28 protein-coding genes and 1 pseudogene are annotated in these 26,441 nt (G+C 68.8%); 14 read left to right on the top strand and 15 right to left on the bottom strand.

What is annotated here, in order from left to right:
- The first annotated feature begins 851 nt into the window (after positions 1-851).
- Positions 852-1,463 carry a hypothetical protein gene (locus ACYVF7_RS23555; protein ID WP_460344492.1) on the top strand — a complete coding sequence of 204 codons (612 nt, stop codon included), beginning with the start codon at positions 852-854 and terminating at the stop codon, positions 1,461-1,463.
- Between the two features lie 14 nt (positions 1,464-1,477).
- Complete coding sequence (locus ACYVF7_RS23550; RefSeq protein ID WP_460344489.1) at positions 1,478-2,845, top strand: WD40 repeat domain-containing protein; 1,368 nt, start codon at positions 1,478-1,480, stop codon at positions 2,843-2,845.
- A 275-nt stretch (positions 2,846-3,120) separates the two neighbouring features.
- Here ACYVF7_RS23550 and ACYVF7_RS23545 read toward each other — a convergent pair whose 3' ends face one another.
- Positions 3,121-3,561: a universal stress protein gene (locus tag ACYVF7_RS23545; RefSeq protein ID WP_460344486.1), complete on the bottom strand. Its 441-nt coding sequence runs from the start codon at positions 3,559-3,561 to the stop codon at positions 3,121-3,123.
- 254 nt (positions 3,562-3,815) lie between these two features.
- Between ACYVF7_RS23545 and ACYVF7_RS23540 the strand changes: the two genes are divergently transcribed.
- The 5 genes and pseudogenes from ACYVF7_RS23540 to ACYVF7_RS23520 all read left to right on the top strand — a co-directional run bounded on the left by ACYVF7_RS23540 (position 3,816) and on the right by ACYVF7_RS23520 (position 7,231).
- On the top strand, positions 3,816-4,772 hold the full coding sequence (locus ACYVF7_RS23540) for an ATP-binding cassette domain-containing protein (RefSeq protein ID WP_460344483.1): 957 nt from the start codon (positions 3,816-3,818) through the stop codon (positions 4,770-4,772).
- Positions 4,769-5,593 (top strand): ABC transporter permease, encoded by an 825-nt coding sequence (locus ACYVF7_RS23535; protein WP_460344481.1) that lies wholly within the window; start codon positions 4,769-4,771, stop codon positions 5,591-5,593. Before ACYVF7_RS23540 ends, ACYVF7_RS23535 begins: the two co-directional genes overlap by 4 nt.
- Positions 5,594-5,636: 43 nt before the next feature.
- Positions 5,637-5,825: pseudogene (locus ACYVF7_RS23530) on the top strand (MerR family DNA-binding protein); the annotation flags it as partial.
- A 313-nt stretch (positions 5,826-6,138) separates the two neighbouring features.
- The gene (locus tag ACYVF7_RS23525; protein WP_460344478.1) at positions 6,139-6,315 is read left to right on the top strand and encodes a hypothetical protein; all 177 of its coding nucleotides are present in this window, start codon (positions 6,139-6,141) and stop codon (positions 6,313-6,315) included.
- 94 nt (positions 6,316-6,409) lie between these two features.
- Entirely contained in the window at positions 6,410-7,231 is an 822-nt protein-coding gene (locus ACYVF7_RS23520; RefSeq protein ID WP_460344475.1) for an SDR family NAD(P)-dependent oxidoreductase, read from the top strand.
- Between the two features lie 63 nt (positions 7,232-7,294).
- Here ACYVF7_RS23520 and ACYVF7_RS23515 read toward each other — a convergent pair whose 3' ends face one another.
- The 3 genes from ACYVF7_RS23515 to ACYVF7_RS23505 all read right to left on the bottom strand — a co-directional run bounded on the left by ACYVF7_RS23515 (position 7,295) and on the right by ACYVF7_RS23505 (position 11,181).
- Positions 7,295-10,444, bottom strand: coding sequence for an ATP-binding protein (locus tag ACYVF7_RS23515; RefSeq protein WP_460344472.1), 3,150 nt, complete (start codon positions 10,442-10,444; stop codon positions 7,295-7,297).
- Positions 10,445-10,477: 33 nt separating this feature from the next.
- On the bottom strand, positions 10,478-10,639 hold the full coding sequence (locus tag ACYVF7_RS23510; RefSeq protein ID WP_460344469.1) for a hypothetical protein: 162 nt from the start codon (positions 10,637-10,639) through the stop codon (positions 10,478-10,480).
- 167 nt (positions 10,640-10,806) lie between these two features.
- On the bottom strand, positions 10,807-11,181 hold the full coding sequence (locus tag ACYVF7_RS23505; protein ID WP_460344466.1) for a DUF2752 domain-containing protein: 375 nt from the start codon (positions 11,179-11,181) through the stop codon (positions 10,807-10,809).
- 244 nt (positions 11,182-11,425) lie between these two features.
- On the opposite strand from ACYVF7_RS23505, the gene ACYVF7_RS23500 reads away from it, so the two are divergent.
- Both ACYVF7_RS23500 and ACYVF7_RS23495 read left to right on the top strand, forming a co-directional pair.
- Positions 11,426-12,508, top strand: a complete 1,083-nt coding sequence (locus tag ACYVF7_RS23500; RefSeq protein WP_460344463.1) for a class I SAM-dependent methyltransferase — start codon at positions 11,426-11,428, stop codon at positions 12,506-12,508.
- Between the two features lie 384 nt (positions 12,509-12,892).
- Positions 12,893-13,165: a hypothetical protein gene (locus tag ACYVF7_RS23495; RefSeq protein WP_460344460.1), complete on the top strand. Its 273-nt coding sequence runs from the start codon at positions 12,893-12,895 to the stop codon at positions 13,163-13,165.
- 115 nt (positions 13,166-13,280) lie between these two features.
- Here ACYVF7_RS23495 and ACYVF7_RS23490 read toward each other — a convergent pair whose 3' ends face one another.
- The 3 genes from ACYVF7_RS23490 to ACYVF7_RS23480 are packed head-to-tail and all read right to left on the bottom strand — an operon-like array spanning position 13,281 to position 15,121.
- A complete protein-coding gene (locus ACYVF7_RS23490; protein ID WP_460344457.1) occupies positions 13,281-13,763 on the bottom strand; it encodes a nitroreductase family deazaflavin-dependent oxidoreductase in 483 nt (160 codons plus the stop codon).
- Positions 13,764-13,766: 3 nt separating this feature from the next.
- Complete coding sequence (locus tag ACYVF7_RS23485) at positions 13,767-14,951, bottom strand: FAD-dependent monooxygenase (protein ID WP_460344454.1); 1,185 nt, start codon at positions 14,949-14,951, stop codon at positions 13,767-13,769.
- On the bottom strand, positions 14,948-15,121 hold the full coding sequence (locus tag ACYVF7_RS23480; RefSeq protein ID WP_460344451.1) for a hypothetical protein: 174 nt from the start codon (positions 15,119-15,121) through the stop codon (positions 14,948-14,950). Before ACYVF7_RS23480 ends, ACYVF7_RS23485 begins: the two co-directional genes overlap by 4 nt.
- Positions 15,122-15,544: 423 nt before the next feature.
- Between ACYVF7_RS23480 and ACYVF7_RS23475 the strand changes: the two genes are divergently transcribed.
- Together ACYVF7_RS23475 and ACYVF7_RS23470 are read left to right on the top strand one after the other, a co-directional pair.
- Positions 15,545-16,552 (top strand): PP2C family protein-serine/threonine phosphatase, encoded by a 1,008-nt coding sequence (locus ACYVF7_RS23475; protein ID WP_460344448.1) that lies wholly within the window; start codon positions 15,545-15,547, stop codon positions 16,550-16,552.
- Between the two features lie 93 nt (positions 16,553-16,645).
- Positions 16,646-16,957, top strand: coding sequence for a hypothetical protein (locus ACYVF7_RS23470; RefSeq protein ID WP_460344445.1), 312 nt, complete (start codon positions 16,646-16,648; stop codon positions 16,955-16,957).
- Between the two features lie 81 nt (positions 16,958-17,038).
- On the opposite strand, the gene ACYVF7_RS23465 is transcribed toward ACYVF7_RS23470, so the two are convergent.
- The 6 genes from ACYVF7_RS23465 to ACYVF7_RS23440 form a co-directional block, all read right to left on the bottom strand.
- Complete coding sequence (locus ACYVF7_RS23465) at positions 17,039-18,106, bottom strand: cytochrome c oxidase assembly protein (protein WP_460344442.1); 1,068 nt, start codon at positions 18,104-18,106, stop codon at positions 17,039-17,041.
- A complete protein-coding gene (locus ACYVF7_RS23460) occupies positions 18,103-19,326 on the bottom strand; it encodes a Dyp-type peroxidase (RefSeq protein WP_460344439.1) in 1,224 nt (407 codons plus the stop codon). Before ACYVF7_RS23460 ends, ACYVF7_RS23465 begins: the two co-directional genes overlap by 4 nt.
- Positions 19,327-19,363: 37 nt before the next feature.
- Entirely contained in the window at positions 19,364-19,852 is a 489-nt protein-coding gene (locus ACYVF7_RS23455; RefSeq protein ID WP_460344437.1) for a copper chaperone PCu(A)C, read from the bottom strand.
- Positions 19,849-20,631 carry an SCO family protein gene (locus tag ACYVF7_RS23450; RefSeq protein WP_460344434.1) on the bottom strand — a complete coding sequence of 261 codons (783 nt, stop codon included), beginning with the start codon at positions 20,629-20,631 and terminating at the stop codon, positions 19,849-19,851. Before ACYVF7_RS23450 ends, ACYVF7_RS23455 begins: the two co-directional genes overlap by 4 nt.
- Before the next feature lie 176 nt (positions 20,632-20,807).
- The gene (locus ACYVF7_RS23445) at positions 20,808-21,470 is read right to left on the bottom strand and encodes a hypothetical protein (protein WP_460344431.1); all 663 of its coding nucleotides are present in this window, start codon (positions 21,468-21,470) and stop codon (positions 20,808-20,810) included.
- Between the two features lie 143 nt (positions 21,471-21,613).
- Complete coding sequence (locus tag ACYVF7_RS23440; RefSeq protein ID WP_460344428.1) at positions 21,614-22,135, bottom strand: MarR family winged helix-turn-helix transcriptional regulator; 522 nt, start codon at positions 22,133-22,135, stop codon at positions 21,614-21,616.
- Between the two features lie 55 nt (positions 22,136-22,190).
- Here ACYVF7_RS23440 and ACYVF7_RS23435 point away from each other — a divergent pair, with 55 nt between their 5' ends.
- Positions 22,191-24,005, top strand: a complete 1,815-nt coding sequence (locus ACYVF7_RS23435; protein WP_460344425.1) for a chloride channel protein — start codon at positions 22,191-22,193, stop codon at positions 24,003-24,005.
- 240 nt (positions 24,006-24,245) lie between these two features.
- Here ACYVF7_RS23435 and ACYVF7_RS23430 read toward each other — a convergent pair whose 3' ends face one another.
- A complete protein-coding gene (locus ACYVF7_RS23430) occupies positions 24,246-24,518 on the bottom strand; it encodes a TfoX/Sxy family protein (protein WP_460344422.1) in 273 nt (90 codons plus the stop codon).
- A gap of 35 nt (positions 24,519-24,553) precedes the next feature.
- Here ACYVF7_RS23430 and ACYVF7_RS23425 point away from each other — a divergent pair, with 35 nt between their 5' ends.
- Complete coding sequence (locus ACYVF7_RS23425; protein WP_460358074.1) at positions 24,554-24,979, top strand: nuclear transport factor 2 family protein; 426 nt, start codon at positions 24,554-24,556, stop codon at positions 24,977-24,979.
- Positions 24,980-25,583: 604 nt separating this feature from the next.
- Positions 25,584-25,931, top strand: coding sequence for a hypothetical protein (locus ACYVF7_RS23420; RefSeq protein WP_460344419.1), 348 nt, complete (start codon positions 25,584-25,586; stop codon positions 25,929-25,931).
- 17 nt (positions 25,932-25,948) lie between these two features.
- Here the strand turns inward: ACYVF7_RS23420 and ACYVF7_RS23415 are convergent, their stop codons facing one another.
- Entirely contained in the window at positions 25,949-26,254 is a 306-nt protein-coding gene (locus ACYVF7_RS23415) for a hypothetical protein (RefSeq protein WP_460344416.1), read from the bottom strand.
- Positions 26,255-26,441 lie beyond the last annotated feature (187 nt).

The raw sequence follows: 26,441 nt of genomic DNA, 5'->3' as shown, positions 1-26,441 counted from the left end.
TCGCAAAGCGACCGCCACTCACGCGGACCGCGGCCCGGCACCAGAGGGTCCTGGCCATTGGTTCACCACCGGAGGCCCGCCGAGATCATCTTCTTTGGATGATCGAAAACTGCTGCAAGAAGTCCCATTGGCGCCCTGGCCGTAATTCCTGTCCGGTCGGCCCGAAATCGATTATAAAGAATCAACTTCGTTTTCTCTGAAATCCAGAATAGTGCCAGAAGCGCGAGATAATCCCAATAGGTGGGGTCACGTGGGTGCGTCTCGATGCTGCCTTGGAGGCGGAATGCGGTCGGGAGTCAAGCGAGGGGCTGCCGCGGCGGGTACGGTCGGGCTTGCGGCCGCGGTGAATGTCGCGACCGGGATGCTCACCCAGCGTTGGGCTGTGGCGTGGTGGGTGGCCACGATCGTGCTGGTGGTGATCGGGGCCGTGGTGCAGGTCTGGCTGACGGTGGCCGATCGACCCGCGCCGGCCGCGGAGCGAACACGGAGACGCCTGGGGGTGAGCGGGCCGGCATCGAGATGCGGGCCCGGGCGTCCGGGCACGGCAGGATCTACATGGCCGGTGGCGACCAGACGATCAACGAGCGATGACTGTGCCGCCGGAGAGTACCTCGCCGGAACCATCGGACGTCCGCCGTACCCGTGTGCGGGCCACGGCCTCCGGGCAGGGCCGTGCGAACGTGGCCGGCGGGAACCTCACCGTCAATGAAGGGCCGCCGAGCGGATTCCACATCTCCGGCGGCAAAGGCGCGGCCGGCCTGGCAGTGGTCGCGGCAGTGATCGTCGGAATCGTGGTGGCGGCTCTGATCCTCACCCGGCCCATGTCGCCCAGCTCTGCGGCCCGTGGGAGCGTGCAGGCCGACGCCTACTGGTGCTGTCGCGCCGTCAATATGAGGAACCTCGAATTCTACTGGCCGGGATCCCTTCCCGGCATCAGCCAGCCCGTACGCGCCGGCACCTCGATCGACCGACTGCCTGGGGTCGTCCCTGCTGGAGAGGCAGCGATCGAGATCCCGGTTCAGACCGACAGCAGCGAAGCGATCATCTTGGACGGCCTGGAGGTGGTCGTCCGCTCCCGCAAGCCGTCAGCCGCCCATGGGCTCATCCTTCAGATATCGCCGTCCCCAGGCGGCGGCGGCACCGCCGCGGTGTATCGGACCGATCTCGACGCCGCTTCGCCCCAGGTTCTCCGATCGGCGGCTCCTGGATCCAACGGATCCACGCAAGGCTTCTACTACCACATCTCCCAGGCCGACCCGCAGTTGTATCTGCTGCGCGTCAGCGACACCGGATGTGACTGCACCTTCGATGTGAGGCTGCGCTGGACGGCCCGCGGCAGACGGCATCAAAAGATGCTGACCAACGGCGGAGCAGGCTTCCGTGTGATGGGCACGACCGGGCTTCCCTGGTTCCACCAGACCAGCCCGACGTCCGCATTCATTCCCGGGAAGGCGCCCAAGTGAGTGGGCAGAGGAAGATGCCGTGGCGACTCGCGGCGATCTGTTCGGCCATCCTCGTGGTCACGATCGGCGGCGCAGTCGCGATCCGTCACTACGTCCTGGCCCCGGGCTCGGGGCCAGGCCCGGCGAAGACCGAGCCATCCGTCTCGCCACGCCTGGTCCTTTCCGACTCCGCGCCGACACCGTACTCGGCCGCCGCGGGCGCGTACTCCGTTGTGTTCAGCCCGGACGACACCACCCTCGCGATGGGGATGTACGACGGCGTCGTGCGCCTCTGGAACGTGGCGAAGCGCACGAAGATCGCCGATATTCGCGTCGCCGCGGGCTGGCCTGTCGACTGCCTGGCATTCAGCCCGGACGGTTCAACGCTGGCCGCGTGCGCCGATGGCATCACGCTGTGGAACGTGGCGAGTAGGAAACGAGTCGGGACCCTGCACACGCCCGACAAGCCTTACGCGATCGCCTTCAGCCCGGACGGTAAGACCATCGCCGTCAGAATGCAGCAGAACCCGACTCAGGTCCTGGACGTCACGACCGGAACCCTCGCTGCGAGCCTGCCCATGGGGGCGGTGTTCAGCCCCGATGGCAGGACCATCGCCGCTCAGACCACTGATGGCGTCCTGCACCTCTGGAAACAACCTGGCGTGACCCAGATCGCCACCTGGTCCACGGCCGCCGAAGACTACTCATCCCTGGCAATGGCGTTCAGTCCTGGCGGCGAGACCCTGGCGGCAGGCGGCAGCAACCGGTCCTCCCAGAGCGCCCTCGACCTTTGGAATCTGTCGACGCACAAGGCCGTGGCTCTCGGAACCGGTATCACCGACGACTCCATCGGCTCAGTCGTCTTCACCCCCAACGGCAGATTCCTCGCCAGTGCCTCCGCGAAAGGCGCCGTCAGGATGTGGAGTATCGCCACCACGAAGATCGCGGCCACGCTCTTCGCCGGAGCGCTGCAGAACCCGATCCTGGCGATGAGGCCGGATGGCCAGACCATCGCCGTCGCCTCCATGCAAGGCATCCAACTGTGGGACCTCGGCAGCGCCGGTGCCATCGCCTACCACGTGCCCACGCCACACCCGCAGACGCCGACGGCCGCTCCGGCCATCTCGGTCACACCGGCCGGCACCGAGAACGTCAACTGCGGTCCTGTCATCGGCTCTCCCGACAGTGTCATCGCCTATGTCATCAGCGGCACGATCAGCTGCCGCGAAACCATTCAGGTATTCAACACGCAGATCTCGATGCCGGCCGGACAGATCCCCGGCAAGCCGGTCACCTTCGACGGATGGACCTGCACCTTCACACCAGCGCGTGCCAATGACCAATCCAGGAAGACGATCATCGACGACTGCCGGAAGGGCGGAGTCAGGATCGTGGCTCGCTAGCCTTCGGTTCGAACGCGAACCACGGGGAATGTCTCGCAGCGAAGAAGGAGGCCTGCTTGCAGTCCCAGCGACTGCCCGCGTCGCCACCGTCTCAGCCGACGGCCAACTGGACATGCAGGAGCGTTGCCGTCGACGGCGCGTGTATCGCCGAGCTCATCGTGCGGGCGGGTGGCGTTGCCGATGCGGGCGGCGAACCTCCGTCGACGAAGCGGTCCGCGACGCTATCTCGCTCGGCTGGGACTGATCACGCCAGGCGCCTCCTGATGGCGAGGTTTTCAGGCGCCGGTGTGGCGGACGACCAGCACCGGGCAGGTCGCGTGGTGGGCACAGTGGGCGCTGACCGAGCCCAGAAGCATCCCGGCGAAAGCGCCGTGGCCGCGGGATCCCACGACGAGCAGATCCGCACCGTCGGCCGTCTCGATCAGGACCTGTGCGGGATGGCCTTCGACCACGTGGGCGGTGACGGAGATGCGAGGCTCACCGCCGAGCACGTCCTCAAGGATCTGGTCCAGGTCCTCACGCGCGTCGCCTTCGAAGTCGGCATCGGCGTAGTCGGCGGGAAAGCCGTAGCTGACGGGCTGTCGCCAGGCCCGAACGACGCGCAGTTCCGCGCCGGTCAACTGGGCTTGCCGGGCAGCCCAGCGCAGCGCGTCCTTGCTCGGCTCCGATCCGTCCACTCCGACCACGATGACAGAACCGGCCTGCTCGTTGTCCATGAGCACACCTCCCATGTGACTCCACCGTGGCGGCAGACGACGGTGAACGGCCAGGGACTTTCGGCCCCGATGATGACGCCGAGCAATGTGGCAGACGACGTGGTGCCCCCGGCCATGGGGGGTATGACCGTTCTGCGCACACCCCGGGTGTTGTAAGCGCGGCGCTGGGGCGGCCGGTGTCAGCGCCGAGCGCCTGCGCTCTCTGAGAGTGGCCTGTGTGCGCGGTGTGAGCCGGTCGAGGCAGTCTCGGCCGCATGGGCTACGCATTCCAGGCCGAGGGCCTGGTCAAACGATTCGGGAAGACCACTGCGCTGGCCGGAATCGACCTGGCCGCCAGGCCCGGGACCGTCTTGGGGGTTCTCGGGCCGAACGGGGCGGGCAAGACGACTGCTGTGCGCATTCTGGCCACGCTGCTGCAGCCGGACGCGGGTTCGGCCACCGTGGGCGGGTTCGACGTCGTGCGGCACGCCGGCCGGGTGCGTCGGCTGATCGGCCTGACCGGGCAGTACGCATCCGTCGATGAGGACCTCACCGGCGTCGAGAACCTCACTCTCATCGGTCGGCTGCTCGACCTGCGCAAGTCCGAGGCGCAATCCAGGGCCGCCGAGTTGCTGAGGCGTTTCGAGCTCACCGAGGCGGGCGGGCGAAGGGTCTCCACCTATTCCGGGGGGATGCGCCGCCGCCTGGATCTGGCCGCGAGCCTGATCGGCGGTCCCGCCGTCATCTACCTCGATGAGCCGACGACCGGCCTCGACCCGGGTAAGCGGGAGGACGTGTGGCGGATGATCCGTGCGATGGCCGGTGACGGGTCCGCGGTCCTTCTCACCACGCAGTATCTGGAGGAGGCCGACGCCCTCGCCGATGAGATCTCTGTCATCGATCATGGGAAGGTCATCGCGGCCGGCACACCTGCGGAGCTGAAGCAGATCGCGGGCGGGCAGACCATCGCGGTACGCCCGACCGACGCCGGACGGCTCGGTGAGGTCGCGGCGATCCTTGGCGCGGTCACCGGCCGCCTGCCCGAGCCCGCCGTTGGTGGCGTGCTCACCGTGCCCGTCGATGGCGACACCACGTTCACCGAGGCCGTGCGCCGGTTGGAGGCGGCCGGGATCGGCGTCACCGAACTGTCGCTGCGGCTACCCAGCCTCGATGAGGTGTTCTTCGCCCTGACAGGTCAACACACGGACGAGGAGAAAGGTGCGGCGGTATGACCGGCACCGGCGTTCAGACCTACGGCAGCGTCTCCACAACACGCGAGGCCGGGCGGCGGCCGTACGGGCTGGCCCGGCACAGCCTCCTGCTGGCAGGGCGCAGCCTGATCAAGACACGGCGCAACCCCGGCCTACTCAGCGACGCGGTGTTCGTGCCGGTCATCTTCCTGCTGCTGTTCGTCTACCTCTTCGGCGGCGCCGTCTCCGGTTCCACTCACGCCTACCTGCAATACGTCTTCCCGGGGATCCTGGTGATGACGTTGATCTTGACGGGAATGCTGGCCACCGGTCTGAGTATCAACACCGACATCAAGAAAGGGGTGTTCGACCGGTTCCGCAGCTTGCCGATCAGCCGATCGGCGCCGCTGATCGGTTCGGTACTCGGCGATCTGCTCCGCTACGTGGTGGCCGCGGTGGTGCTGTTCGTCGTCGGCTACCTGCTGGGCTTCCGGGTGCACACCGGCCTGCTGCCAGCGTTGGCCGCGGTCGCGCTCGCAACGACGCTGGGGTTCTGTCTGAGCTGGATCAATGTCTTGATCGGCGTGCTGATCAAGGAAGAAGTCATCGTGCAGTCCGTGGCGTTTCTGGGGATCTTTCCGCTGGCCTTCGGGACGAGCATGGTCGTGCCTGCCAGGACGCTGCCGGGCTGGCTGCAGGCCTGGCTGCACGTCAACCCCGTCAGCCACACGGTGGACGCCGCCCGCGGGTTGCTGCTCGGCGGGCCGGTGGCCACCCCTGCGATCGGGACCCTGGTGTGGTCGGCCGTCTTCCTGGTCGTGTTCGCGCCACTGGCGGTGTACGCCTACCGGCGCCGCACCTGAACGGGCTGCCGCGACGACACTGCGGTTCTACGAGAGTGCGGGCTTGCTGCCGGCGGGCCGCAGCGCCTCGAACTACCGCCTCTATGGTGAGGACACGGTAGAGCGGCTGGCGTTCATCGGCGCGGCCAAGCACCTCGGACTCCCGCTGGAGGAGATCGCCGGGCTGCTGACGGTGTGGGAGTCCGGGGCCTGCTCAGATGTCAAGGCCGACATCCGGCCCCGGATCCTCGCGCGCCTCAGCGAGGCCGAGCGCCGCACGGCCGAGTTGGCGGCGTTCACCGCCTCCCTGCACGAGACGCTGGCGCAGCTGGATGCGCTGCCTGAGCGGTCCGGCCGCTGCGGCCCAGACTGCGGCTATCTCACGCCGCGCCCACCCGCCCCGGCCCAGGCGTTGACCGCGGCGCCGTCATCCCAGGAGTCGAGGATAGAGATCGCTCGCCGTCATGCCGGTCCGATCACCTGCTCACTGTCCGCTATGGAGGCGGTCGAGCGTGCCGGGCAGTGGCGTGAACTCGTTGACGGCACCCATCCCCGATGGCCTTCGGTTGACCCTGCCCGTCGAGCGGGACGGCGCCGTGGCCGCGCTCGCCGCCGACGACCAGCGGTGCTGCCCGTTCTTCGACTTCCGCCTCCACCTCGACGGCACCGTGCTGCATCTGGAGGTACGCGCCCCGGCGGATGCCTCTGGCCTGCTCGCCGAACTGTTCACCCCATCGAGATGACGGTCCGCCGCTGCCGAGGCCCCGCCGCGTCTCGTGGAAGACCGTGCTGTGAGCGTCAATCCGAGGACTGGCCACGACCGGAAGGGCTGGATCGATGTCGTCTTCACCGCACACCTCCGGCTCCAACGTTGTCATCACCGGTGCCTCATCCGGCATCGGCCTGGCGACAGCGCGGCTGTTCGCGCAGGAAGGTTTCTGGGTCTTCGGCACCAGCCGACGGAAACGCCCGAATGAGGGCGGTGTGGAAATGCTGGAGTTGGACGTCCGTTCCGGTGAGTCGGCCGAGCGGTGCGTGGGAGAGGTCCTCGCACGTGCCGGTCACATCGACGTGCTGGTCAACAACGCCGGAGTGATGCACGAAGGATTCGCCGAGGAGACGACGGTGGCCGAGGCGGAGGCCGTCTTCGCCGCCAACTTCTTCGGTACCGTACGGGTGACGAACGCCGTCTTGCCCAGCATGCGCAGTCGGCGTACGGGGCGGATCATCAACATCGGGTCGCTGGCTGCGTGGATCGGAGAGCCGGGAGAGGGCTTCTACGCGGCTTCGAAAGCTGCCCTGGCGCGATACACCGAGGCGCTGCGCCATGAGGTGTGGCATTGCGGCATCGCCGTCTCCCTGGTGGAACCGGGCGCGTTCGTCACCAACATGCTGCAGGCCGCATCGACGGCCCACGCGGCCATCGCGGACTACGACGGCCCACGCGAGAGCACCCACCGCACACTGCAGGAAGGCCTCCGCAACGGCGATGACCCACGCAAAGTGGCCGCTGTAGTCCTGAAGATCGCTCGTACCCGCTCACCGCTTCCCCGGTACGGAGCGGGTCGAGACGCGCTGTGGGTACCGCCCGTCAAGACTCTGCTGCCCGGGCGGCTCTTTGACCGTCTCCTGCGCCGAGGCTACGGGCTGCCCCGGTGACAACGGGGCAGGCCCACCGATCGCGCGGCGCGACTCCCGCCTGCCGGTGCCGCCGCATACCGGCTACTGGAGTCGCGTCTTGATGAGGGCGAGCGCACTCGTGCCATCGAGCCGGCTGCCGCGGGCGTAGGCGGCCCGGTAGGCGTCCTCGCCCAGTGCGCCTCGCAGCTCGTGCGCGAGGCCGGCAACATCGGGATTGTACGAATCAGGCGTGCCGCGCAGTGCGTGGGCGGCGCCGAGGAGTTCCGCCGCGTCGCGGTCGGCTCCCTGCCGGTGGCGAAGCCGCGCTGTCGCGACGGCGACCCCGGCCGCGATCGGGGGATCCGGCACCTCAATGACGAGGGCGACCGCCTCCTCAAGCTGCCGCCGCGCCAGCTCGAGCTTGCCTCTGGCGGTGGCCAGTTGTCCCCTCGCGGACGCCAGCATGGCGCGAAATGGAGGAGCGTCGGAGGCTGAACGGCGGAGGTCCTCGTCAGCGCTGTTGTACTGCCGTGTCGCCTCCTCCAGGTCGCCGTCGTACCGCGCCATATCTCCCAGGGCGATCCGGGCATAAGCAAGAGAGCCCGCCGACGACACCGCCACGCCGGGGGCGACGACCTGGAGGAGCTCGATCCGCGCCCGCTCGTACTGGCCGCCATGGACGTGGGCCATCGCCAGCAGCACACGCGGCAGAACGGCGTCGTCGGCGGGATCGAGTTCCCTCAGCAGCCGAATCGCCTCATTCAGTCCGGCAGCGGCGTCGTCGAAGTCGCCGAAGGTGATCCGGTCGTAGGCCAGATACGTCAGTGCCTGGGCCAGCCCCCACCGCTCCCCGGCCTCGCGGAACGTGGCGACAGCGACCGTCAGATCCTCGCGCATGGCCGCAATACCGCCCCTGCTGCCCTGCAGAAAGGCCCGCATGAACCGCAGCATCGCCCGCGTCCACGAATCGGGATGGGACAGCCGCCGATCGACCGCGGCCAGGCCCGCGGTCATGTCATTGGTGAACACCGCGAGAGCGGGTTCGAACAGCGCGGCGGCGGGGTGCCCGGTGCCATCGTCTACACGAGGAACCCGTTCCCGCAGCCCTGCGATGATGATCTCCCGGCGGGAAACGCCGGACAGCACGACATTGAACGCGAAGAACGCCGTCGCGCTCGCTCTGGCCTCGGGCGCGGCCTCGCCGGCGACCTCGAGGGCGAGCCGCAGCCGGCTCGCGGCCTCGGCGTGGTTGCCGCGAATCGTCCAGAACAGCCCGAGCGCCGATGCCAGTCCCACAGCAGTGGCGGCATCGCCGGTGTCGCAGGCGAACCGGAGGGCGCCGAGCAGATTGTTGTGCTCGGCCGTCACTGTGCGCGACCATGACACCTGGTCACCTCCCCGCAAGTGCGGCTCGGCCCGCTGCGCCAGGTCGAGGCAGTAGGCGGCATGAGCGGCCTTGACCTTGGTCATCTCGCCGCTATCGGCCAGCTTTTCCAGACCGTACTCGCGGATCGTCTCCAGCATCCGATAGCGGGAGCCGTCGAATTGCAGCAGCGACTTGTCCACCAGCGCCGTCATCGCATCAACAGTCGCACCGGCCACCGCCTCAGCGCCCTCCAGACTGGCACCACCAGGGAAGGCCGCCAACCGCTGCGCCAGATGCCGCTCGTCCTCGGCGAGCAGGTCCCAGCTCCAGTCGATGACGGCGCCCAGCGTCCGGTGCCGTGGCAGCGCCGTACGGCTCCCGCCGGTGAGCAGACCGAACCGGTCATCCAGCCGTGCGGCCAGCTCGCCGACGGGCAGGGAGCGCACCCGGGCGGCAGCCAGTTCGATCGCCAGCGGCAAACCATCCAGCCGCCGGCAGATCTCGATGATGGCCGCGACGTTGCCGTCATCGATGGTGAAGCCGGGCCGTACGGCGGCGGCGCGGTCGGCGAACAGGCGAACCGCCGGGCAGACCGCAGCCTCTCGCAGGGTGGCGCCGCGTCCGGGCAGGTCGAGCGGCGGCACCGGGAACAGCGCCTCGCCGCCGATCCCGAGCGGTTCGCGGCTGGTCGCGATGATCCGCAGCGGCGGGCAACGGCCTAGCAGGTCCTCGGCGAAGCGAGCCACCGCATCGATCAGGTGCTCGCAGTTATCCAGCACGATGATCGCCTCTGCCGACGACAACGCCTCAGCCAGCCGGGCCACCGCATCACGCGGCATCTCGGGTGTGCTGAGCGGACCCGCGTCGCGCAGACCGAGCGCGCCGATCACCGCCTGGGCAACGTCGCCAGGATCGGTCACCGGTGCGAGCTCGACCAGCCAGATCCCGCCTGGCAGGTCATCGGCGAGCCCGGCGGCGACGGCGGCCGCCAGCCGGGTCTTGCCCACCCCGCCCGGGCCGACGAGCGTGACCTGCCGCCACTCGGTGAGTTGCGCGCGGATCTGCCTCTGCTCCCGTGCGCGGCCGATGAGCCTGCTCAGGTCCGCCCGCAGGTTTCCGTGTCGCCGTACGCCGGACCGCCGCTGCGGTGCCTGCTCGTCCCGCAGCACGGCGAGGTGCGCCGCACGCAGTTCCGGCCCCGGATCGGCGCCAAGCTCATCGGCCAGCAATCTCCTGGACTCCTCATAGGCGGCCAGCGCCTCAGCGTGCCTGCCGTCGGCGTACAGCGCCCTGACCAGCAGACCGCGCAGCCGTTCCCGCAGCGGATGCACCGCCACCAGCTCCCGCAACTCGGCCACCAGATGCGACGGCTCCGGTCCGGTGGCAAGCTCGGCCTCCACCCGATCCTCGATCGCGCTCAGCCGCACTTCCTGCAACCGGGCCACGACACCAGCCACGTACGACGCCTCGGCCACCTCGGCGAGCGGGTCACCTCGCCACAGCGCGAGCGCCTCCCGAAGTCGGCGCGCCGCGACGTCGGCATTTCCGTTTTTCAGCGCACGCCGGCCCTCAGCCGCCAGACGATCAAACGACATGACGTCCACCGCATCGGCCGGAAGATCGAGGCAGTAGCCGTCAGGGGCCGAACGCACCACCGATCGCTCCGGCAGCGCCTGGCGCAGCCGGGACATCAGCGAGTGCAGCGCGTGCGCCGGATCGGCCGGACCGCTATCCGGCCACAGCGCCTGCGCCAGCGATTCCACCTGGACCACATGGCCGACGTCGAGCGCAAGCCGGATCAACAACGCGCGCAGCCGGGCGCCGCCGATTTCGACGACTCGTTCACCGGCCGTGACCTCCAGCGGGCCCAGGATTCCCACGCGCATACCGCCACTGTGCCACTCGCCGAAGGCATGGGTTCAGGTCAGTTCGAGTCCGCTGTGGACCGTGAGCACCTGACCGGTCAGCCAGGCGGAGTTCGAGTCCGTGAACCAGGTAAACCAGGCGGCCACCTCAGAGGGATCACCACGCCTGGCCACCGGGATGCGCGCGACCCCATCCTGCTTGATCTGATCGATCACCGCATCCGGCAGGCCCGCTGCCGCCAGAGCCTCGCTTTCGGCCGGCCTGAGGTGACGGCGTTGACCCGGATGCGGTGGCCGGCCTTACACTCGCGTCGCGGCGAACCTCTCACTGTGAATCCGCGCGCAACCGCGATCCACCGCTCGGCTGCGACAGGCCGGTCGTCTCAGCTGCCGGATCGGCTCATCAGCAGGTCGGCGTGGAATTGCTGGTTGATCTCAATGGCGATGAACACAGCGATGATGACAGCCGTTGTGAGGCGGGAGCGGCGCAGGCGGGCGTTGAGCCAGTGCCCGGTCACCAGCCCGGCGATCTGCCGGAGGAGGACGAGTACGGCGCCGATCACTAGCGGCACGCCCAGCGGGTTGTAGCTCCACGAGCGTGCCCATTGGCCGCGCATCGCCAGCCGTACCGCGCGGGTGCCGCCGCATAGGGGATCCATGATCCCGATGAAATGCAGCGGACCGTGCAGGTCCACCGGCGGCAGCCCGAACACGGCCATCACGCCGCCGATCACCAAGCCGAAGGTGGCCAGCGGCATGAGCCGGCGATGACGGTCCGTCCGCTCCCACGCCACGACTCTTCTGGGTGGAGCCGCCACCGACTCGACCTCCGTCTGTGACCTCACGAAACCTCCGTCTACTAATGAAGCCGATGCAGGAACCTCGTAGGCCATCGTTCGCCTGTCTGATTCTGCCGCCGCCCACGGCGAACCGCGTCCAGGTGGCGCGTTCGCGCACGACGCGGCCCAGATCCAGACGGGCGAGGACGCGCAGACTGGGGAGTTGGGCGGTCAGCGCGACCGCGACGACCGCCGCCGCAGCGAGGGCGAAGGTGGAGGGGCGGACGACTGGGGTGAAGCGCATCTGGTCGCTGTTGAACGCGCCGAGGAACCCGGCGGCGGCCAGGTATCCGAGCACCAGCCCGGGGATGGCCCCGGCGGTGACGAGAAGCAGGTTCTCGGCGGGGCGGTCGAGGGTGAGTTGCGCATCCTGGCGCTGCACCTGGTTGAGCTGCCGCGACAGCGTCGCTTGGAAGGAGCCGAGCATGCCCCAGGAGACCAGGACGAGCACGAGCGCGAGCACGACGCCGATCTCGGTGTAGAGGATTTGGGAGGACTCTCACATGGCCCGCCATCAGCCACTCACGGGCCTGCATTGACACCCACCGGCTATACGAGTCCGTTGCAGTGTGCAATGATGTCGGTACGTTCTCGGCGAGTCCGCTCGGGTCCACATCCCTGCGGCGGACCGAATCAAGGATGTGCTGTGGGCCGATCCACCACGTCACACACGGACCGGAGCGCGCGGCGCGCCCCGGGGTATGAACGTGACGGCCTTGCGACTGTCCTGCTGGCGATGCAGCGGCTGGTACTCGGGGAGCTTCCGCTTCGGCCGGAAGACCGATTCCTCGACGTCGGGTGCGCAACCGGGTTCGCGGTGCGATTCGCGGCCGCCATCGCCGGGCGAGCCGTCGGGATCGACAACGCCACCAGCATGATCAGGCAGGCGCGCAAGCACACGATGCCGGCATCCCGCATCGCCTTCCTCATGGCCGACGCCCAGCGGCTCCCCTTTCCGGCACAGACCTTCAGCGCGATTGCCTGCGTCTCAGCGCTGCACACCTTCACCGACCCGCTGCGTGCCGTAGAAGAAATGGCCCGCGTGCTGCGGGCCGACGGCCGAATCGTCATCGGTGATTTCCTGCCAGTGTCCGACCAACGGAAACGGTGGTGGCACAAAGTGGAGCGCACCGATGAGGCGTCCCATCCCGTCCGTGTCCTCACGCGGTCCGGCCTCATCGTCACCGCCGACCGACGGTATCTCACCCCGTTCGGACCGTATGCCGTCACCACCGCCATCAAATGATCGGTGTCCTGTCCGACACCCGGTGAACGCCGCGATCTTTGGCCTGGTCGTACTCTGCTCTCCTCGGGTTGCCGTTGGGGGGGTGTTCCGATGTTGCCCGGCCTCAGAACCGAGCGAACGCAATGGGGACCGCTAACGGCGGCCGGTCAGCTGCTGATCCAGGAGGTTCAGATGGCCAATCTGCGGGAGACTATGGCGGAGGAGGGCGCCACCCGCGTCCAGAGCGCGCGAAGGTCAGGCCGATCCCGCAAGACGATCGCCTAAAAACGTCGGTACGTCCTGACGCCGGGGCCGTGCGGTGACCGCGCAGTTCGGGCTGCGGACGGTTGGCGTTCTCGTTGGAGTGCAGAGCTGAGTACGGATAAGAGCTGTGTACGGATAAACGTGCAGGGTCGATCGGAGGCAGCCCGCGACTCGACCTGGCGCACCGCACGCCCACCGCCGGCTTGGCTGCGCGACCTGAGCGTCCAGCCCGTCGGGCCGACCCTGGCCTCGCTGGCCGAATCGCACCGGAACTTGGCCGCGGCCTTGTTCGCACGGATGCGTTCAGCGTCGCGCACCCCCGCGACCAACGCCCGGCAGATCAACCTGCGCTCCGCCCTCGGCCACCCGTTCGTGATCGTCGACGGACGGTACTGCAAGGCCAGTGACTGCTGACCGGCGACCCCGGCCTCCCTGCGGATCTCCGGCCGGGAGGCCTCCTCACCGTCGCCTGCTTCGCCGCTACCCGGCCTCCGACTGCAGTCTGCTCTTAGCAGTCGTACGAGCATTCTCAGATATGAGTGGCTCGTGGGACGAATCGCACGAACGGGATGCGCTGGCCGACCTCGCGGTAGTCTTCGACGCTACCGTCGACGGCGAAGCCCATGATCTTGCATAGCCGTCGGGCCGCGGCCGGGTGGCGTGGGGCGTACTCGGCCATGATCTGTGCGCCCTCGTCGGCCTCGATCGGCGTGGCGGTGGCTTGGAGAATCTTGCCACCGATCTGGATAGTGACGTCCGGGGTCGTGATGACGTTGCGGTACCAGTCCGCGCGTGGCCCGAATCCGGAGGCCGCCACGTAGCCGTTCTCATCGTGCTGGACGACCTCGATGACGACCCGGCGCTGCCGGCCTGAGACGCGGCCGGTGTGGGTGAGCAGCATGATCCGGTGTCCCAACAACGGTCCCAGCCCCATGCGGTACAGGCGGATGGGGAGGCGCCACAGCCTGCGGCGCAGCCCGGTAGGCGGGGTGACGTTCTTGACGATCTCCATGCTTCAGTCCTTTCCAGGAGCGGTCGTCTGCGGGGGAAGAATGCTCTGTGCGCCGAACTGGCGGCGCAGCATCGACGCGAACGCCTTGCGCATGATCAGCCGGTTGGCCAGCCCCTGTGCGATCAGGCCGGCTCGAGTGCCGGGCACCAGCGAGCGGGCGAATACCAGCGCGTTGCGCTGCCGCCGGGTCACCTCTTCTTGCATCTGCGCCTGGTAGCGGGTGAACGCGCGGATGTGGTCGCCTTGGGTCGCCAGTTCTTCGGCCAGGATGTACGCGCCCGCCATCGCCATGGACACGCCCTGCGCCGACACCATGGTCATGCAGCCGCAGGCATCGCCGACCAGTGCCACGCGGCCGCGATGCCAGGAGGGCATCACGATCTGGGTCATCGTGTCCATGAAGACGGACTCGCTCGGGGGAGCGTCAGCCAGCAGCGACGGCGTGATCCAACCCATTCCGCGGAAGACGGAGCGGAGCAGATCGAGGCGTTCGGCGCGCAGGACGCTCGTGCCACTCGGCGATCTGAATAGAAACAAGGCGATCAGCCGGTTCTCCTCTCCGGTGGGGTAGACCACGCTCTGCCTGCCGGGCTCGGTGTAATGGGCCCGGATTCGTCCCCAGCCGTAGCGGTCGGTGACCGGATAGGACGCCAGGCGGACGCCGAGATAGCGGGCGAAACGCGGCTCTGGCCCGAAGACCAACTCCCGCGTCCGCGAGTGGATCCCGTCAGCGCCTACCAACACGTCGAACCGCTGCGCGCCGCCGCCCGCGAAGTCGATGTCGACGGCCGTGCCGGTGTCGCGTACGGCGGAGATCGTCTCACCGAAGCGAATCTCCACATCGTCCTGGACCACGTCGAGAAGGGCGCCTTCGAGGGCGGTGTGCATCAGCCCGAGATGGGGACCTTGGATGATCTTGTCCAGGAGCCCTGCCGTCAGCCGGGCTCCGGCCCGGCCAGAGGCGTCGATGAAGTCGATCGAGTCGACCGGCAACCGGTGTGGCGTCAGCTGGTCGATGATGCCCATGCGGGTAGCGACGTCGTAGCCGGTGCCGAAGAAGTCGATGCCGTATCCGCCCAGACGGCCGTGCGGAGCACGTTCTGCGACCACCGGCTCCATGCCGCGACGCCGCAGCCAGTACGCCAGCGTGAGCCCCGCGATTCCGCCACCGCAGATGAGGACCCTCACGCCTCGTCCTCCTTCGGCAACTCCCCCACCGCGGACAACGCCTCAGCTGCGGAGACGGCGATCGGTTGCCCGGCTCGCAGGGACAGGTCGGCGCCGCACAGGACCTGGTGCCTGGCGTAGGCCTCGCGCACCTCCAGCGCTTCCAACGCGACGTCAACTGCGGGGCTCATGCCTGTTGTCCCCGGGAGTCGTCTTCGGCTTCGGCGAGCAGTCCGGTGGCGTAGACGGCGAGGACCTCGTGGGCCTAGCGGGCAATGCCCTGCCCCGACAGCGGGTCGACGCCCAGGACGTCGGTGAGATGGTCGCGCAGCCGTTGAACGCATGTACAGCATACTAAACACACGTTTAATCCTTGTCCAGTGCAATAATAAATCTCACGGGGCGTGCGGAAGGGATCCGCACCTCTTCGATCCCCGCCGGGGCCGGGGTTCGATCCAGGTAGCCGCAAAGCCGCGGACACGGACGCTTCGATCAACCGCGGGTTCGTTACCGGATGGATGGTCCGACGGTGTCCCGCAAAGGCGAAGACGCGGAACAGGGGGCGCATCATCAACGGAGCCAGAACAGCCAAGGCCGATCCGATCGCTCGGTGGTTGCCGTTCGCGATGATGGGGGCCGTCGCGATCGTCGATCTGGCGGCGGGTCCGGCGTTCGGCTACCTGCCGCTGCTCGCTCTCGGGCCGGCGTTCGCCACCTTGTACTACGGAATACGCCAGACCATTCTGATCGGTCTGATCGCCTTCGTCCTGTGCGTGGCGCTCGCGGCCTATGATCATGTCCTCGGGCATCGGCAGAACAACCTGATATTGGCATCGATCATCGGCGTAACCTCGGCCAGCACCCTGGCCAGTGCCAGGCGGCGGCAGCGCGAGCGCGAACTGGCCACCGTGCGCACCGTCGCCGAGGTCGCCCAGCGGGTGCTGCTGCGCCCGGTCCCGCGGGCGGCGGGGTCCCTGCTCATCGCGGTCAGCTATACCTCAGCGGCGGCCGAGGCACGGATCGGCGGCGACCTGTACGAGGTCGTCATCAGCCCGTTCGGCGTCCGCGTCCTCATCGGCGATGTCCAGGGCAAGGGACTCGAGGCGGTCGAGACGGCCGCGGGGGTCCTCGGTGCCTTCCGCGAGGCGGCCCACGATGAGGCCGACCTGCCCGGCGTGATCAGCCGTCTGGAACGGTCGCTGGGCCGGGTCCTGTCCGGCGAGAGGTTCGTCACTGCCGCCCTCGCCCAGTTCGATGCCGACCATGTAAGCCTGGTCAACTGCGGCCATCCTCCACCGCTGATCGTCGGCCGCGACGGCTACGTCCGCCTCGCCGAGCCCGAGGAACCCGCACCTCCACTCGGTGTGAGCGACCTGACCGACGCGCCTCCGCTACCGTACGAGTTCGCCTTCTCTCCCGGCGATCAGATGCTCCTGTACACCGATGGCCTCATCGAGGCGCGGAGCGGTAGCGGGGAGTTCTATCCGCTCATCGATCGCGCGTCGCTTCTCAAGGCCGCCGATGCCGAAGAGGCGCTTCAGGATCTGCGAGCCGACCTGGTGCATCACACCGGCGGACCGATCACCGACGACGCCGCGATGCTTCTGATACGACATCGCTGAACGCCGCTGCGCCGCCCTCGCCCTCAGCGCGTCAGCTGCAGCTCGTCGGTATGGACCGAGATATTCGGGAAGAGCTCGAGTGGAGGTGAGGAGATGAGGCTGCTTAAGTTCCGGGCGCTCGTCACCATCGATCCGGCCGACGAACGGGCATGGGAGCTGGACAGTCCCACCCATCCGCTCGTCGTACGGGCCCATCGGCACCATCCTGAACGATCCCGATGCTTCAACGCGGTGATCTCCACGGATGATCAGGAGCCGTTGCGTCCAGGAGACACCCACCATGTGGTGACCATGACGCTGAGCGATGAAAAGGCGACGGAGTTCCTGACGCCCGGCGAGCACTTCGAACTGTTGGCCCGCAATGAGGTCGGCCGCGGCGTCGTCTCACGCAGGGTGTTCGTTTAGGAGACCGGCGGCGGACGGAGCCGTGCCGACCGGATCCTTGCTGCCGTCTCCGCCGACCGGGTCGGCGGAGACGGCTGTGCGTCATTCCCCGAACCGGTGACCGGTCGGTCGGCGGGCGTCGCGCCCCCGGGAGTCGAGGTGGGCCAGGAGCGTGTTGTACGCCTGGAGCGCCGCGTCGTCCTCGTCGAGATCCGCGCTCGCCCTCAGCCGTTCCCGATCCGCGTCATCCGTGCCGGGAGTAGCCTCGTGCCCGGTGGCGGCAAGGGTGACCTGCCGGACGGACTCGAAGAACCCCCCGGCCTTCGCCGCCTCCGGCGATCCGTCGAACAGCCAGCGCAGCATGACGACGATCGTCATGACGAACATCAAACCGTCGCCGCCGATCCACATGACGGCACCGCCGCCGTGAATGTCGGCGAGCGGGCCCGGCCCCCACGCGGGATGCATCCGGGCGTAGGCCGGGAAAGGCGGCTCGGTCGCCTGAAGGAGGACGATGCCCACGATGGTGTCGGCCGACATCCCCATGAACAGGGCGAACAGCCGCAGCGGGTACGACAGCTCCCGGGGCGGCGAGTCACGGGTCAGCAGCTGGGAGAAGTACAGGTATCCCCCGGCGAGGTACAGCACGTGTTCGAGGACCATGAGGGCGGGCGAGCCCATCATGGCGTCCATGAACGACGAGAGGTGCACGCCGAACAGCACCGCGGCGTAGACCGCCAGCCCGGTGATCGGCGAGGTGAGGAACGCCGCCACCTTCGACCTGCGGATCGCCTCGACACGGTCATGGAGGCGGCCGCGTGTCGCGGCTCGCAGCAGGGTGAGCGGATGGCCTGAGCACAACAGCCACGGCGCGACCATGATCAGCATGAGGTGCTGGATCATGTGCACCCAGAACAGGCCCCCATCGCCGTACACCGCGGGGCTGCCCATGAGGGCCACGACGATCACGGCGAGACCTGCGGTGAACGCCGCCGTACGAGCCAGGGGCCACCTTCTGCCGCCGCCGCGTGCCCGGAGCACCGCGATGATGTAGAGGCCCAGCACGACGGCCACGAGAGTCACGGTGATCGGTGCGAGGTGCCAGGTGGTCAGTGCCCGAGTCCAGGTGAGCGGCGCGAGCATGTCATGCATGTCGTGCGGATGGGTCACAGTGCCTCCATGAGGTCCTGGCCGAGGTAGCGTCCCGGCGCGCAGCCGCCCGGGACCGCGAACAGGGCGCTGGAGGTGTGCCGGATGAAGCGGCTGAGGTCGTCGGCGAGCGCGAGACGCTGCTGGATGCGGACGAATCCGTTCGCGGGATCGGACTGGAACGCCATGAACAGCAGCCCCGCGTCCGGCGTCCCATCAGCGTTCTGGCCGTCGTAATAGGAGAAACCTTTGCGCAGGATGACGGCGCCGTCGTTGGACTGCGCGGACGCCTGCCGTACGTGGGCGCTGGGGCCGATGGCCAGGCTGCCGTCGGGGTTCTGCTTGTCCAGGTCGAGCGGCGTGAACTCGGTGCCGCCCGACAAGGGCGCTCCGGTGTCCTTGCGACGCCCGACGATCTGCTCTTGGCGGTGGCGGGAGAGTGTGTCCCATTCGTCCAGCAGCATGCGGATGCGGCGGAAGACCAGGTAGCTGCCGCCGCGCATCCACGCCGGGTCACCGTCGGGTCCCACGAAGACGCTCCGATCGAGCCCCGGGTCGCCCGGGCGGGGGTTGCCGGTGCCGTCGAGCTGGCCCATGAGATTGCGCGGGGTGGCGTCGCGCCCGGTGACCACGCCGTCGCTCGTGCTGAACCCGCTCATCTGCCAGCGGACGTGTGCGGCTCCCCGGGCCAGGCGCGTGAAGGTTCGTAGCGCATGGGCGACGACGATCGCGTCGTCCGCGGTGAACAGCACCCCGAGGTCCCCGCCGCTGCGCCGCGGGTCGATCTCATCGCGGGGAAAGGGTGGAATGGGGGCGAGCGCGGCGGGCACCGGCGCGCCGAGCCGGTGGAGCAGCGAGGCTCCGAATCCGACCGTGACGGTCAGCGAAGCCGGACCGTAGCCGGTCGCCATCGCGTCATCGGCCGGCGGCGGCCGGCCGTCGGTCAGCCGCCGTGCCGCGTCGGTCCACGACCGCAGCAGCTCTCTGACCTGCGCGGCACCGCTGCCTGTTTCAACGTCGAAGGCGGCGAACCAGCCGTGGGCCGCGTACGGGGCCAGGATCCCGGCCTGGTGATCACCGTCGAACGGGATCCGGCGTTCGCCCCGGTTCCGGGCGGACTCCCCCGCCACCGCAGCGGCGACCCCGGCCCCGCCGGTGGCCGCCGCAGCAGTCCCGGCCAGCGTGGTCAGCGCAAGCAGACGGCGCCGGGTCACCGTGGGGCGCGGGCTTTCCGCGGTCATGAGTCCGTCCCCCGGCGGGGTCGGACTGCCGTGCCGGTCATCGTGAGGTCTCCGGCCGGTAGCCGATCGGTTCCACCGGGGCCTCGACGGTCATCGCGGCGGACCGGCGGAAGCGCAGCGTGAGCCGGACGTGGTCGCCCGCTCGCAGGCTCCGCATCGGGTGTTCGAGCATGACGTGGTACCCGCCGGGTGCGAAGGTCAGGCGTCCATGTGCCGGGACGGGGATCCGCTCGATCATCCGCATCGTCCCGGCGGCGCTCTGGTGCATCATCGCCTGGGCGGAGACGTCGGCGGTGACCCCGGTCAGCTCATCGGCCGAATCGCCGGAATTCACGACGGTGAAATAGGCGGCTGCGACGTCCGGCGAGGCCGGGCGGGGAACGTACGCACCGGACACGCGAAGCCGCGGTCCGCCGGGGCCGGCTGAGCACCCGTCGAGCGTGACGGCCGTCGCGGACAGGAGTACCACCGCCATCACGGCGGCCGGGGCACCGGCCGACCGATGCCGCCTCACGATCGCGGTCATGCTCCGCCGCCCCTGGAGGTCGCCGCCGGCATGCGAGCCAGCAGCTTCGGCAGGTCCGCGGCGAAGTCGCGGGAGGACACGCCCGCCGTGTAGACGGCATGGGCGAGGTGGTCGGTGCCGAACGGCAGCACCTCCGCACCGTGACCGACCTCGTAGTCCCCGCTCGTCCGTGACGGGCGTTCCAGGGCGATCCCCACCGACTTGGCGGCCGTCTGGATCTTGGCGTAGTCGCCGGTCAGTCCGATGAAGGAGGAGTCGAAGGAAGTGAGCCAGGACTTGATGACCTTCGAGGTGTCACGCCACGGGTCCGTGGTGATGAACACGACGGCGATACGGGCCCGTTGCGCCGGGGTGAGCAGCCGGAGGGCACCGGCGAGATCGGCCATCGTGGTCGGGCACACGTCCGGGCAGTGGGTGTAGCCGAAGTACACCAGCGTCAATTTGCCCTTGGTGGCGTTGGGCAGGTTGACCGGCCGGCCGTCGACGCCCGTGAGCGTCAGGTCCGGCTCGTGAAACGGAGTATCGAGTGTCGCGGCGTGCAGGTCCGAGGGAGGCGTCGAGATCCGCACCGGCGGCGTTGATGGTGAATGCGCCGCGCTGGTACAGCCCGCGGTCACCGCGGTCACCACGAGTGACGCGGCGAACAGGCGAGTACCGCGGGAACGGCGGGAACGGCGGACCAGTGAGGTCGCGATGCGCCCGGCGCGCAGATGACCCCGGATGCGGACCTGGCGGCGCTTCCCTTCGGCGAAGCGGCGCGCTCTGGCAGAGAACGGCATGGTGAATCCTTTTGAGGGCACGACGGATTGGCTGTGGAATCACGGCGAGTCGGCGACGTCGTCACGCGCGGACGGATCAGGCGGGCCAGGCGGGAACGATCGGTCTCCGCCTGGGCGGGTACTCAGGACGTTCACGCCGTGGAAGACCAGCGCATGACGGTGTCAACCCGCCGCGGTCACAGCAGGACGGGTACGGTGGCGGAGCCGATCATCGGCGGCCCGCGCCGCACCACCGTGTGCCGCAGCGCGCCGATTCGCGGCCGCCGGCCGTGATCGGAGCGGCGATCGATCTCTTCCGCCGAGGATCTCTCGACGATCACAAGGCCCATGAGCAGTGCGAAAAGGCGCAGTGCGGGGGCCAGCAGGATCCTCGTCATCACGCTGAGCGCGCGCCAGGCCGCTCGTTCACCGGCGGACAGCCAGACGGCGACCAGCGCACCGGCTGCGGCATGCGCAACGAACATCCCCCAGCCGGGCACACCCATGTGTGGAGTGGACGGCTGGACGGTGCCGATGACCATGTGCGGCATTCCCGGCATGGAGTGCGCGACCCGCACCGGGTTCCCGCCGGCGGCGGAGACGGCCGGCGCCGAGAAGGCGCTGAACCACAGGTGGACGCCTGCCTGCACGACTTCGACCGCGAGCAGGATCCACCACACCGATCGCCGACGGTCGGCCAGGCAATAGCCGATACCGGTCAGCGCCGCGAAAGCCCCCCACCCGGCGTACGCCGGAACGGGGCGCGGATCCATCAGGCCGTGCGCCGCCACGGACAGCACGACGCAGACCGCGGCGAAAGCCCCGGCGCGCATCAGGCGGAACCAGGCGGGAGGACGCACCACATCACCATAACTACATGCCGTAGTAGGTCGTGCTCGGCCTCCCGGTTACGACGACGAGGCCGGCCGATCGCCAGGAGAAGCCAGGCGACTGTCGACAGGAACAGCCCCGCAGGCTCATCCAGCGACGAGCTGCCGGTTTCTCATTCCCAGCCGAGAGAAATGGTGTCACGGACGGTCTCGTTCACCGCCGGCTCGCCGCCGGCGTCGCTGAAGGCCCGCAGGGCGGTGATCAGGCCGGCTCGCTGGTCGGCTGGCATGGCCGTGACGATCGCCGCGATCTCCTCGCGGCGGCGGGCGGTTACCTCGTCGACGATCTGGCGTCCGGACGCGGTCAGGCGCAGCAGGATCTCGCGACGGCTGGCCGGGTTCACCCGCCGGTCGATCAGGCCTGCGGCCACCAGCCGTTCGACCATCCTCAGCGCGGTCGACGGATTGACTGTGAGGTGTTCGGCGAGGGTGACCAGTTTGGTCTCCTCGTGCGTGGCCAACACCACCAGCAGGCGGAACTGCGGCAACGTCACCCGTTCCTCCACCGACGCGAGCGACCGCGCCGCGATGGCGACGAGCAGACGTGATGCGGTGAGCACCGCGGAGGTGACCGCATCGACGTCCCGGTCTGAACGTTCCTCCGCCGCCGTCGGCTTTATCACATGCTCTGCCATGGGTCTGTTCTACCTGGTGTGCGGACCACTCCAAGCAATATTGCATAATGCAATCGTGCCCGATACGAGCCCTTTCCGCAGGTCATCCTCCAGCGCCCCCATCCGCACGCAGCGAGGGACCATCGGCGCCCTGACTCTTCTACGCGAGGCCTCCGGGGGCCTGGTCGCCTTGGCCCTCGTCGTCGGAGCGGGCGCGGGTCTGGGTGCGATCGTCTTCCGCTGGCTGATCCAGACGTTCACACATCTGTTCTCCGGCCACGCCGACTACTCGGCGGCCGGACACGCCGTGAACCCGCACGTTCCCTGGCTCGGGCCCTGGTTCCTGCTGGCCGCCCCCGTCGTCGGCGGCCTGCTGTACGGGCCGCTGGTCCAGCGATTCGCCCGCGAGGCCCGCGGCCACGGCGTGCCCGAGGTGATGCTCGCGGTCGCCCACCGCGGCGGGCGGATCCCCGCACAGGTCGCGGTGGTCAAGTCCCTGGCGTCGGCGCTGTGCATCGGATCGGGCGGCTCGGTCGGCCGCGAAGGCCCGATCGTGCAGATCGGATCGGCACTCGGCTCATCGATCGGGCAGGTGATGCGGCTCACTGAGGCCAGGCTGCGGGTGCTGGTCGCCTGCGGTGCGGCCGGCGGAATCGCCGCGACGTTCAACGCCCCGCTCGCCGGTGTGTTCTTCGCGATGGAGCTGATCCTGCGCGACTTCACCGCCGAGTCCTTCGGCGCGGTCGTGCTGGCCAGCGTCACCGCGTCGGTCGTCGGCCGTTCGGCTCTCGGCAACGCGGCCTTCCTGCAACTCCCGGCCTTTCACGTGCGTCACCCGGCCGAATACCTGCTGTACGCCCTCCTCGGCGTCGCGGCCGGCGCGGTGGGCGTGGGCTTCACCCGGATCCTGTACCTGATCGAGGACGCGTGCGACTGGGCCTGGCGTGGTCCGGAATGGCTGCGCCCGGCCGTCGGCGGGGTCCTGCTGGGCGGGCTGCTGCTGGTCCTGCCGCAGATGTACGGCGTGGGCTATCCAGTACTGGAGAACGCCATTGGCGGCCGGTATCTCGTCGGTTTCCTACTCCTGCTGCTGGTCGGAAAGATGGTGGCCACCAGCCTGACCATCGGCATCGGCGGCTCGGGCGGGGTGTTCGCGCCCAGTCTGTTCATGGGCGCGATGTTCGGCACCGCCTTCGGATTGATCGCTCATCAGCTGGTGCCAGGCCTTGCGGGCCCGGCGGGCGCGTATGGCCTGGTCGGCATGGGCGCGGTGTTCGCCGGCGCTGCCCGAGCCCCGATCACCGCCGTGATCATTATGTTCGAGCTCACAGGCGAATACTCGATCATCTTGCCCCTCATGCTGGCGATCGTCGTGGCCACGCTCATCAGCAGGCTTCTGTCCGGCGACACCATCTACACGCTCAAGCTCCGCCGGCGCGGCATCGATCTCGACGACCACGGCGACGTCAACCCCCTGGCCGTCAGGCCCGTCGCGGACATCATGGAACCGGTCCCCAGCCCGATCACACACACCACACCGCTTCCTGAGGCCGCCCGGCGCCTCGCCCTGTCCGACCACGGGATCCTGCCCGTCACCGGGCCGGACGGCACCTACCGGGGCACGGTCACCGCGCGCGCCGCCGCTGAAGCCCTCACCGACAGCGACCAGGCACCTCAGACCATCGGCGACCTCGCCGAACTACCCACACCCGTCACGGCGGATCTTCCCCTCGCCGATGCGCTGCATATCCTCGTCACCGCATCGGGAACGGGCCTACCCGTACTCGACGACACCAGAACCAGTCTCGTCGGCTGGATCACCCACCAGACCGTCCTATCCGCCCTCCGCCCATCGGTCAGCGCTCCGTTGCCACAATCGAGCGAAGGCTGAGGGACATGCCACCATCGCGCTGTGGTCGTGTTCGTACCGAGTCGGTGTCGTCGCGTTCGCCGGCTTGTCGGCGAGGCGGGCACTCGCTCTCAGGCCGGCGTTCGCACGGGAACACGTTGACAAGGGCATCCTCGACCTCACCTTGATCTGTGTTCGGCGTCCGACGCCCCCGCTACGCGATCAAGGTCAGCCCCGACATTGATGCCCGTTCGAAGGCCTGGCCGGACGTTGCTGTGGCCATCATTTAACCGGCAGGGGCCGCGCGTAGGTCATGCCTCGGTGCGCCCATCTGGCCAGGTCCGGCGGCGTGGCGCAGGCCTCCGGCGTCACGGTGATCCAGCCTCGCATCGGCTGGCCGCGCATGACCGTCGCGGCGGTGCCCGCCTCGGCGAGCATCGCGTCGTGGTCGGCCGGGGAGACCCGCACCATGAGTCCTCCCCCGGCCCGTACGACGGCGGCCATGTTGCCGCACGCCAGCCACGTGAGCCCGCCGAACATCCGCCGGTACGTCACGCGGACTTGCTGCAGCGGGCGCGGACCTCTCTCGACTGGCACCACTGCGACGCCCGCGGCAGACCGCCCGCCCCGGGATCGGCGCAGAGCACGACCTGGTCCGCCGCTTCGCCGAGGCCTTCACCACCGACGACATCGACACATTGGTCACCCTGCTCACCGATGACGCATGGCTGGCCATGCCTCCCGCCCCGCACGGATACCACGGCGGCACGGCGATCGCCGCGTTCCTGCGGGCGAGCGCCGCTACGTTGCCCGGCCTCCCTGACCCGAGGCTGGGCCCCGGCAGGTGTCCGAACCTCAGAGCCCAGCCCCTCGTGTCTTCTGCGGCGACCACACGGTCACGGCGGAAGGCACGCGCTGATCAACATTTGTCAGAACCCCAACACCGGCGCGAGGAGCGCATTCGACACCGATCACGACGCTCATTCCCCTGGTCGCGGACGGATACTCCGGTCTAGGCCCTCCGCTCGGGTCGGTGCGACCAAGCGAAGAGTAGCTGTGCGTAGTTGCGGTGACTGATGGTGACGGTCAGGGATGGCCGTCGTTGCCCGGTTTCGGTTTCAGTGGGCCGGGTCCTCGTGGCCCGAGATCTCAGGCCGCCTGACGCCGAGCATCGTTCACTATGGGAGATGGCTCGTTTACAGTGTGCGATGACTGGTGTTGATCAGTTACCCGCCTGTCGTGCGCGCTGGGAACCCACGTACAGGCGGGAGGCGCGGGCCGGACCTGCAGACGCGTCACTTCCGGCCCGCGCCCACCCTTCGTTGCCGTCGCCTCATGCGCACGACCTTCAGCCGGCCGGAGCCGCGGCGCCAGATTGTTCACTATCGGCGGCCGATCGATCACAGTGCGCTGTGATCGCCTGTTCCGTCTTCGTCTCGCGAGGGGTCGCCGAGTATCGGAAGGGGACAGGCGGGCCGGGGAGCGCCGGCACGCTTCCTGCGGCGCCCGGCCTTTTGGCGGGCGCGGGCCCTGCCCCGGGCCCGCGCCCGAGCGGGGACCACGGGGGCGTGCCCTATGGCCGGGCCTGCGGGGCGTGGGGGATTCGTTCGGGGGGATAAGTTGAGCGTGGTGCAGCAGGCTCTGCAGTATCTGGGCATCGTCGCGCCGCACCGGTATGACCGGCCGCCGGCCGTGATGGCGATGACGCGGCAGGAGCATCGCGAACTCGCTGCCCGGATGCGCGCTCTGCCCGGCCGGTTCGCCGACCGGCTGTCGGCTTCGGCACTGGCACGGATCAACGTGGCGGCTCGTTCTGGGCGCTGGGAGGAGGCCGTCGATGAACTGCTCACCTGCTTGCGCGCCCGCGCCGAGGCCATCACCGATGCCGAACGCGGCGAGTTGCGCGAGGTGATGGCCGCCTTGGGGGTGGACGGCGGCCGCGTCGAGGGCCTGCTGCAGCGTCACTGACGCCGCGTGCCGGCCGGTCAGCCTGGGCCCTGTTCGGGCCCGCAGGTATTGCCTTCTCGGGTGGACCACTCGCCGGTGATCTTGCGTGCTTCGGCGGTGAGAGCGGCCAGTGTGCGGGCGGTTTGTTCGGCTTGGGCGAGCCGTGCGCGGGCCTGGGCGGCCGCTTGCTCGGCGAGTTCGGCCTCCCGGGAACCGGCCGAGGCGAGCTGTTCGCATTCGGTGGCCGCGGCTGCGGCGGTCTCCAGCAGCGCGGCCAGATCCGCGGTGAGCCGTTCGCCGGTCACCCCGTCGCCGTTTCGATGCGTACCTGGTCTATCACTCACGGTGAAATCGTGTCATGGGTGGGTTCTGCTCGCAGGGACCATCCGATAGCGGGTCGGATTCTTGGTCCCGGGCGGCTGCGGAGCCGGCATCGGGTCTATCCACGTGAAGCTGCACGAATCCGGCCAGATGGGGTAATCAGGATGGAAAGACCTGCCGGAGGCAAAGGAGAGGGTATGGCTCGGCAGG

The organism is Actinoallomurus acanthiterrae (genome assembly GCF_054775715.1).
The sequence above is the reverse complement of the archived record's forward strand: the minus strand, read 5'-3'. Positions and strand labels throughout refer to the sequence as shown.

Excerpts from the sequence above, each read along its gene's own strand:
- ACYVF7_RS23440 (WP_460344428.1), bottom strand. The coding sequence starts at position 22,135 with ATGGCAGAGCATGTGATAAAGCCGACGGCGGCGGAGGAACGTTCAGAC.
- ACYVF7_RS23460 (WP_460344439.1), bottom strand. The coding sequence starts at position 19,326 with ATGACCGCGGAAAGCCCGCGCCCCACGGTGACCCGGCGCCGTCTGCTT.
- ACYVF7_RS23470 (WP_460344445.1), top strand. The coding sequence starts at position 16,646 with ATGAGGCTGCTTAAGTTCCGGGCGCTCGTCACCATCGATCCGGCCGAC.
- ACYVF7_RS23490 (WP_460344457.1), bottom strand. The coding sequence starts at position 13,763 with ATGGAGATCGTCAAGAACGTCACCCCGCCTACCGGGCTGCGCCGCAGG.
- ACYVF7_RS23450 (WP_460344434.1), bottom strand. The coding sequence starts at position 20,631 with ATGCCGTTCTCTGCCAGAGCGCGCCGCTTCGCCGAAGGGAAGCGCCGC.
- ACYVF7_RS23540 (WP_460344483.1), top strand. The coding sequence starts at position 3,816 with ATGGGCTACGCATTCCAGGCCGAGGGCCTGGTCAAACGATTCGGGAAG.
- ACYVF7_RS23520 (WP_460344475.1), top strand. The coding sequence starts at position 6,410 with ATGTCGTCTTCACCGCACACCTCCGGCTCCAACGTTGTCATCACCGGT.
- ACYVF7_RS23480 (WP_460344451.1), bottom strand. The coding sequence starts at position 15,121 with ATGAGCCCCGCAGTTGACGTCGCGTTGGAAGCGCTGGAGGTGCGCGAG.
- ACYVF7_RS23545 (WP_460344486.1), bottom strand. The coding sequence starts at position 3,561 with ATGGACAACGAGCAGGCCGGTTCTGTCATCGTGGTCGGAGTGGACGGA.
- ACYVF7_RS23505 (WP_460344466.1), bottom strand. The coding sequence starts at position 11,181 with ATGCCGCTGGCCACCTTCGGCTTGGTGATCGGCGGCGTGATGGCCGTG.
- ACYVF7_RS23535 (WP_460344481.1), top strand. The coding sequence starts at position 4,769 with ATGACCGGCACCGGCGTTCAGACCTACGGCAGCGTCTCCACAACACGC.
- ACYVF7_RS23515 (WP_460344472.1), bottom strand. The coding sequence starts at position 10,444 with ATGCGCGTGGGAATCCTGGGCCCGCTGGAGGTCACGGCCGGTGAACGA.
- ACYVF7_RS23550 (WP_460344489.1), top strand. The coding sequence starts at position 1,478 with ATGCCGTGGCGACTCGCGGCGATCTGTTCGGCCATCCTCGTGGTCACG.
- ACYVF7_RS23455 (WP_460344437.1), bottom strand. The coding sequence starts at position 19,852 with ATGACCGCGATCGTGAGGCGGCATCGGTCGGCCGGTGCCCCGGCCGCC.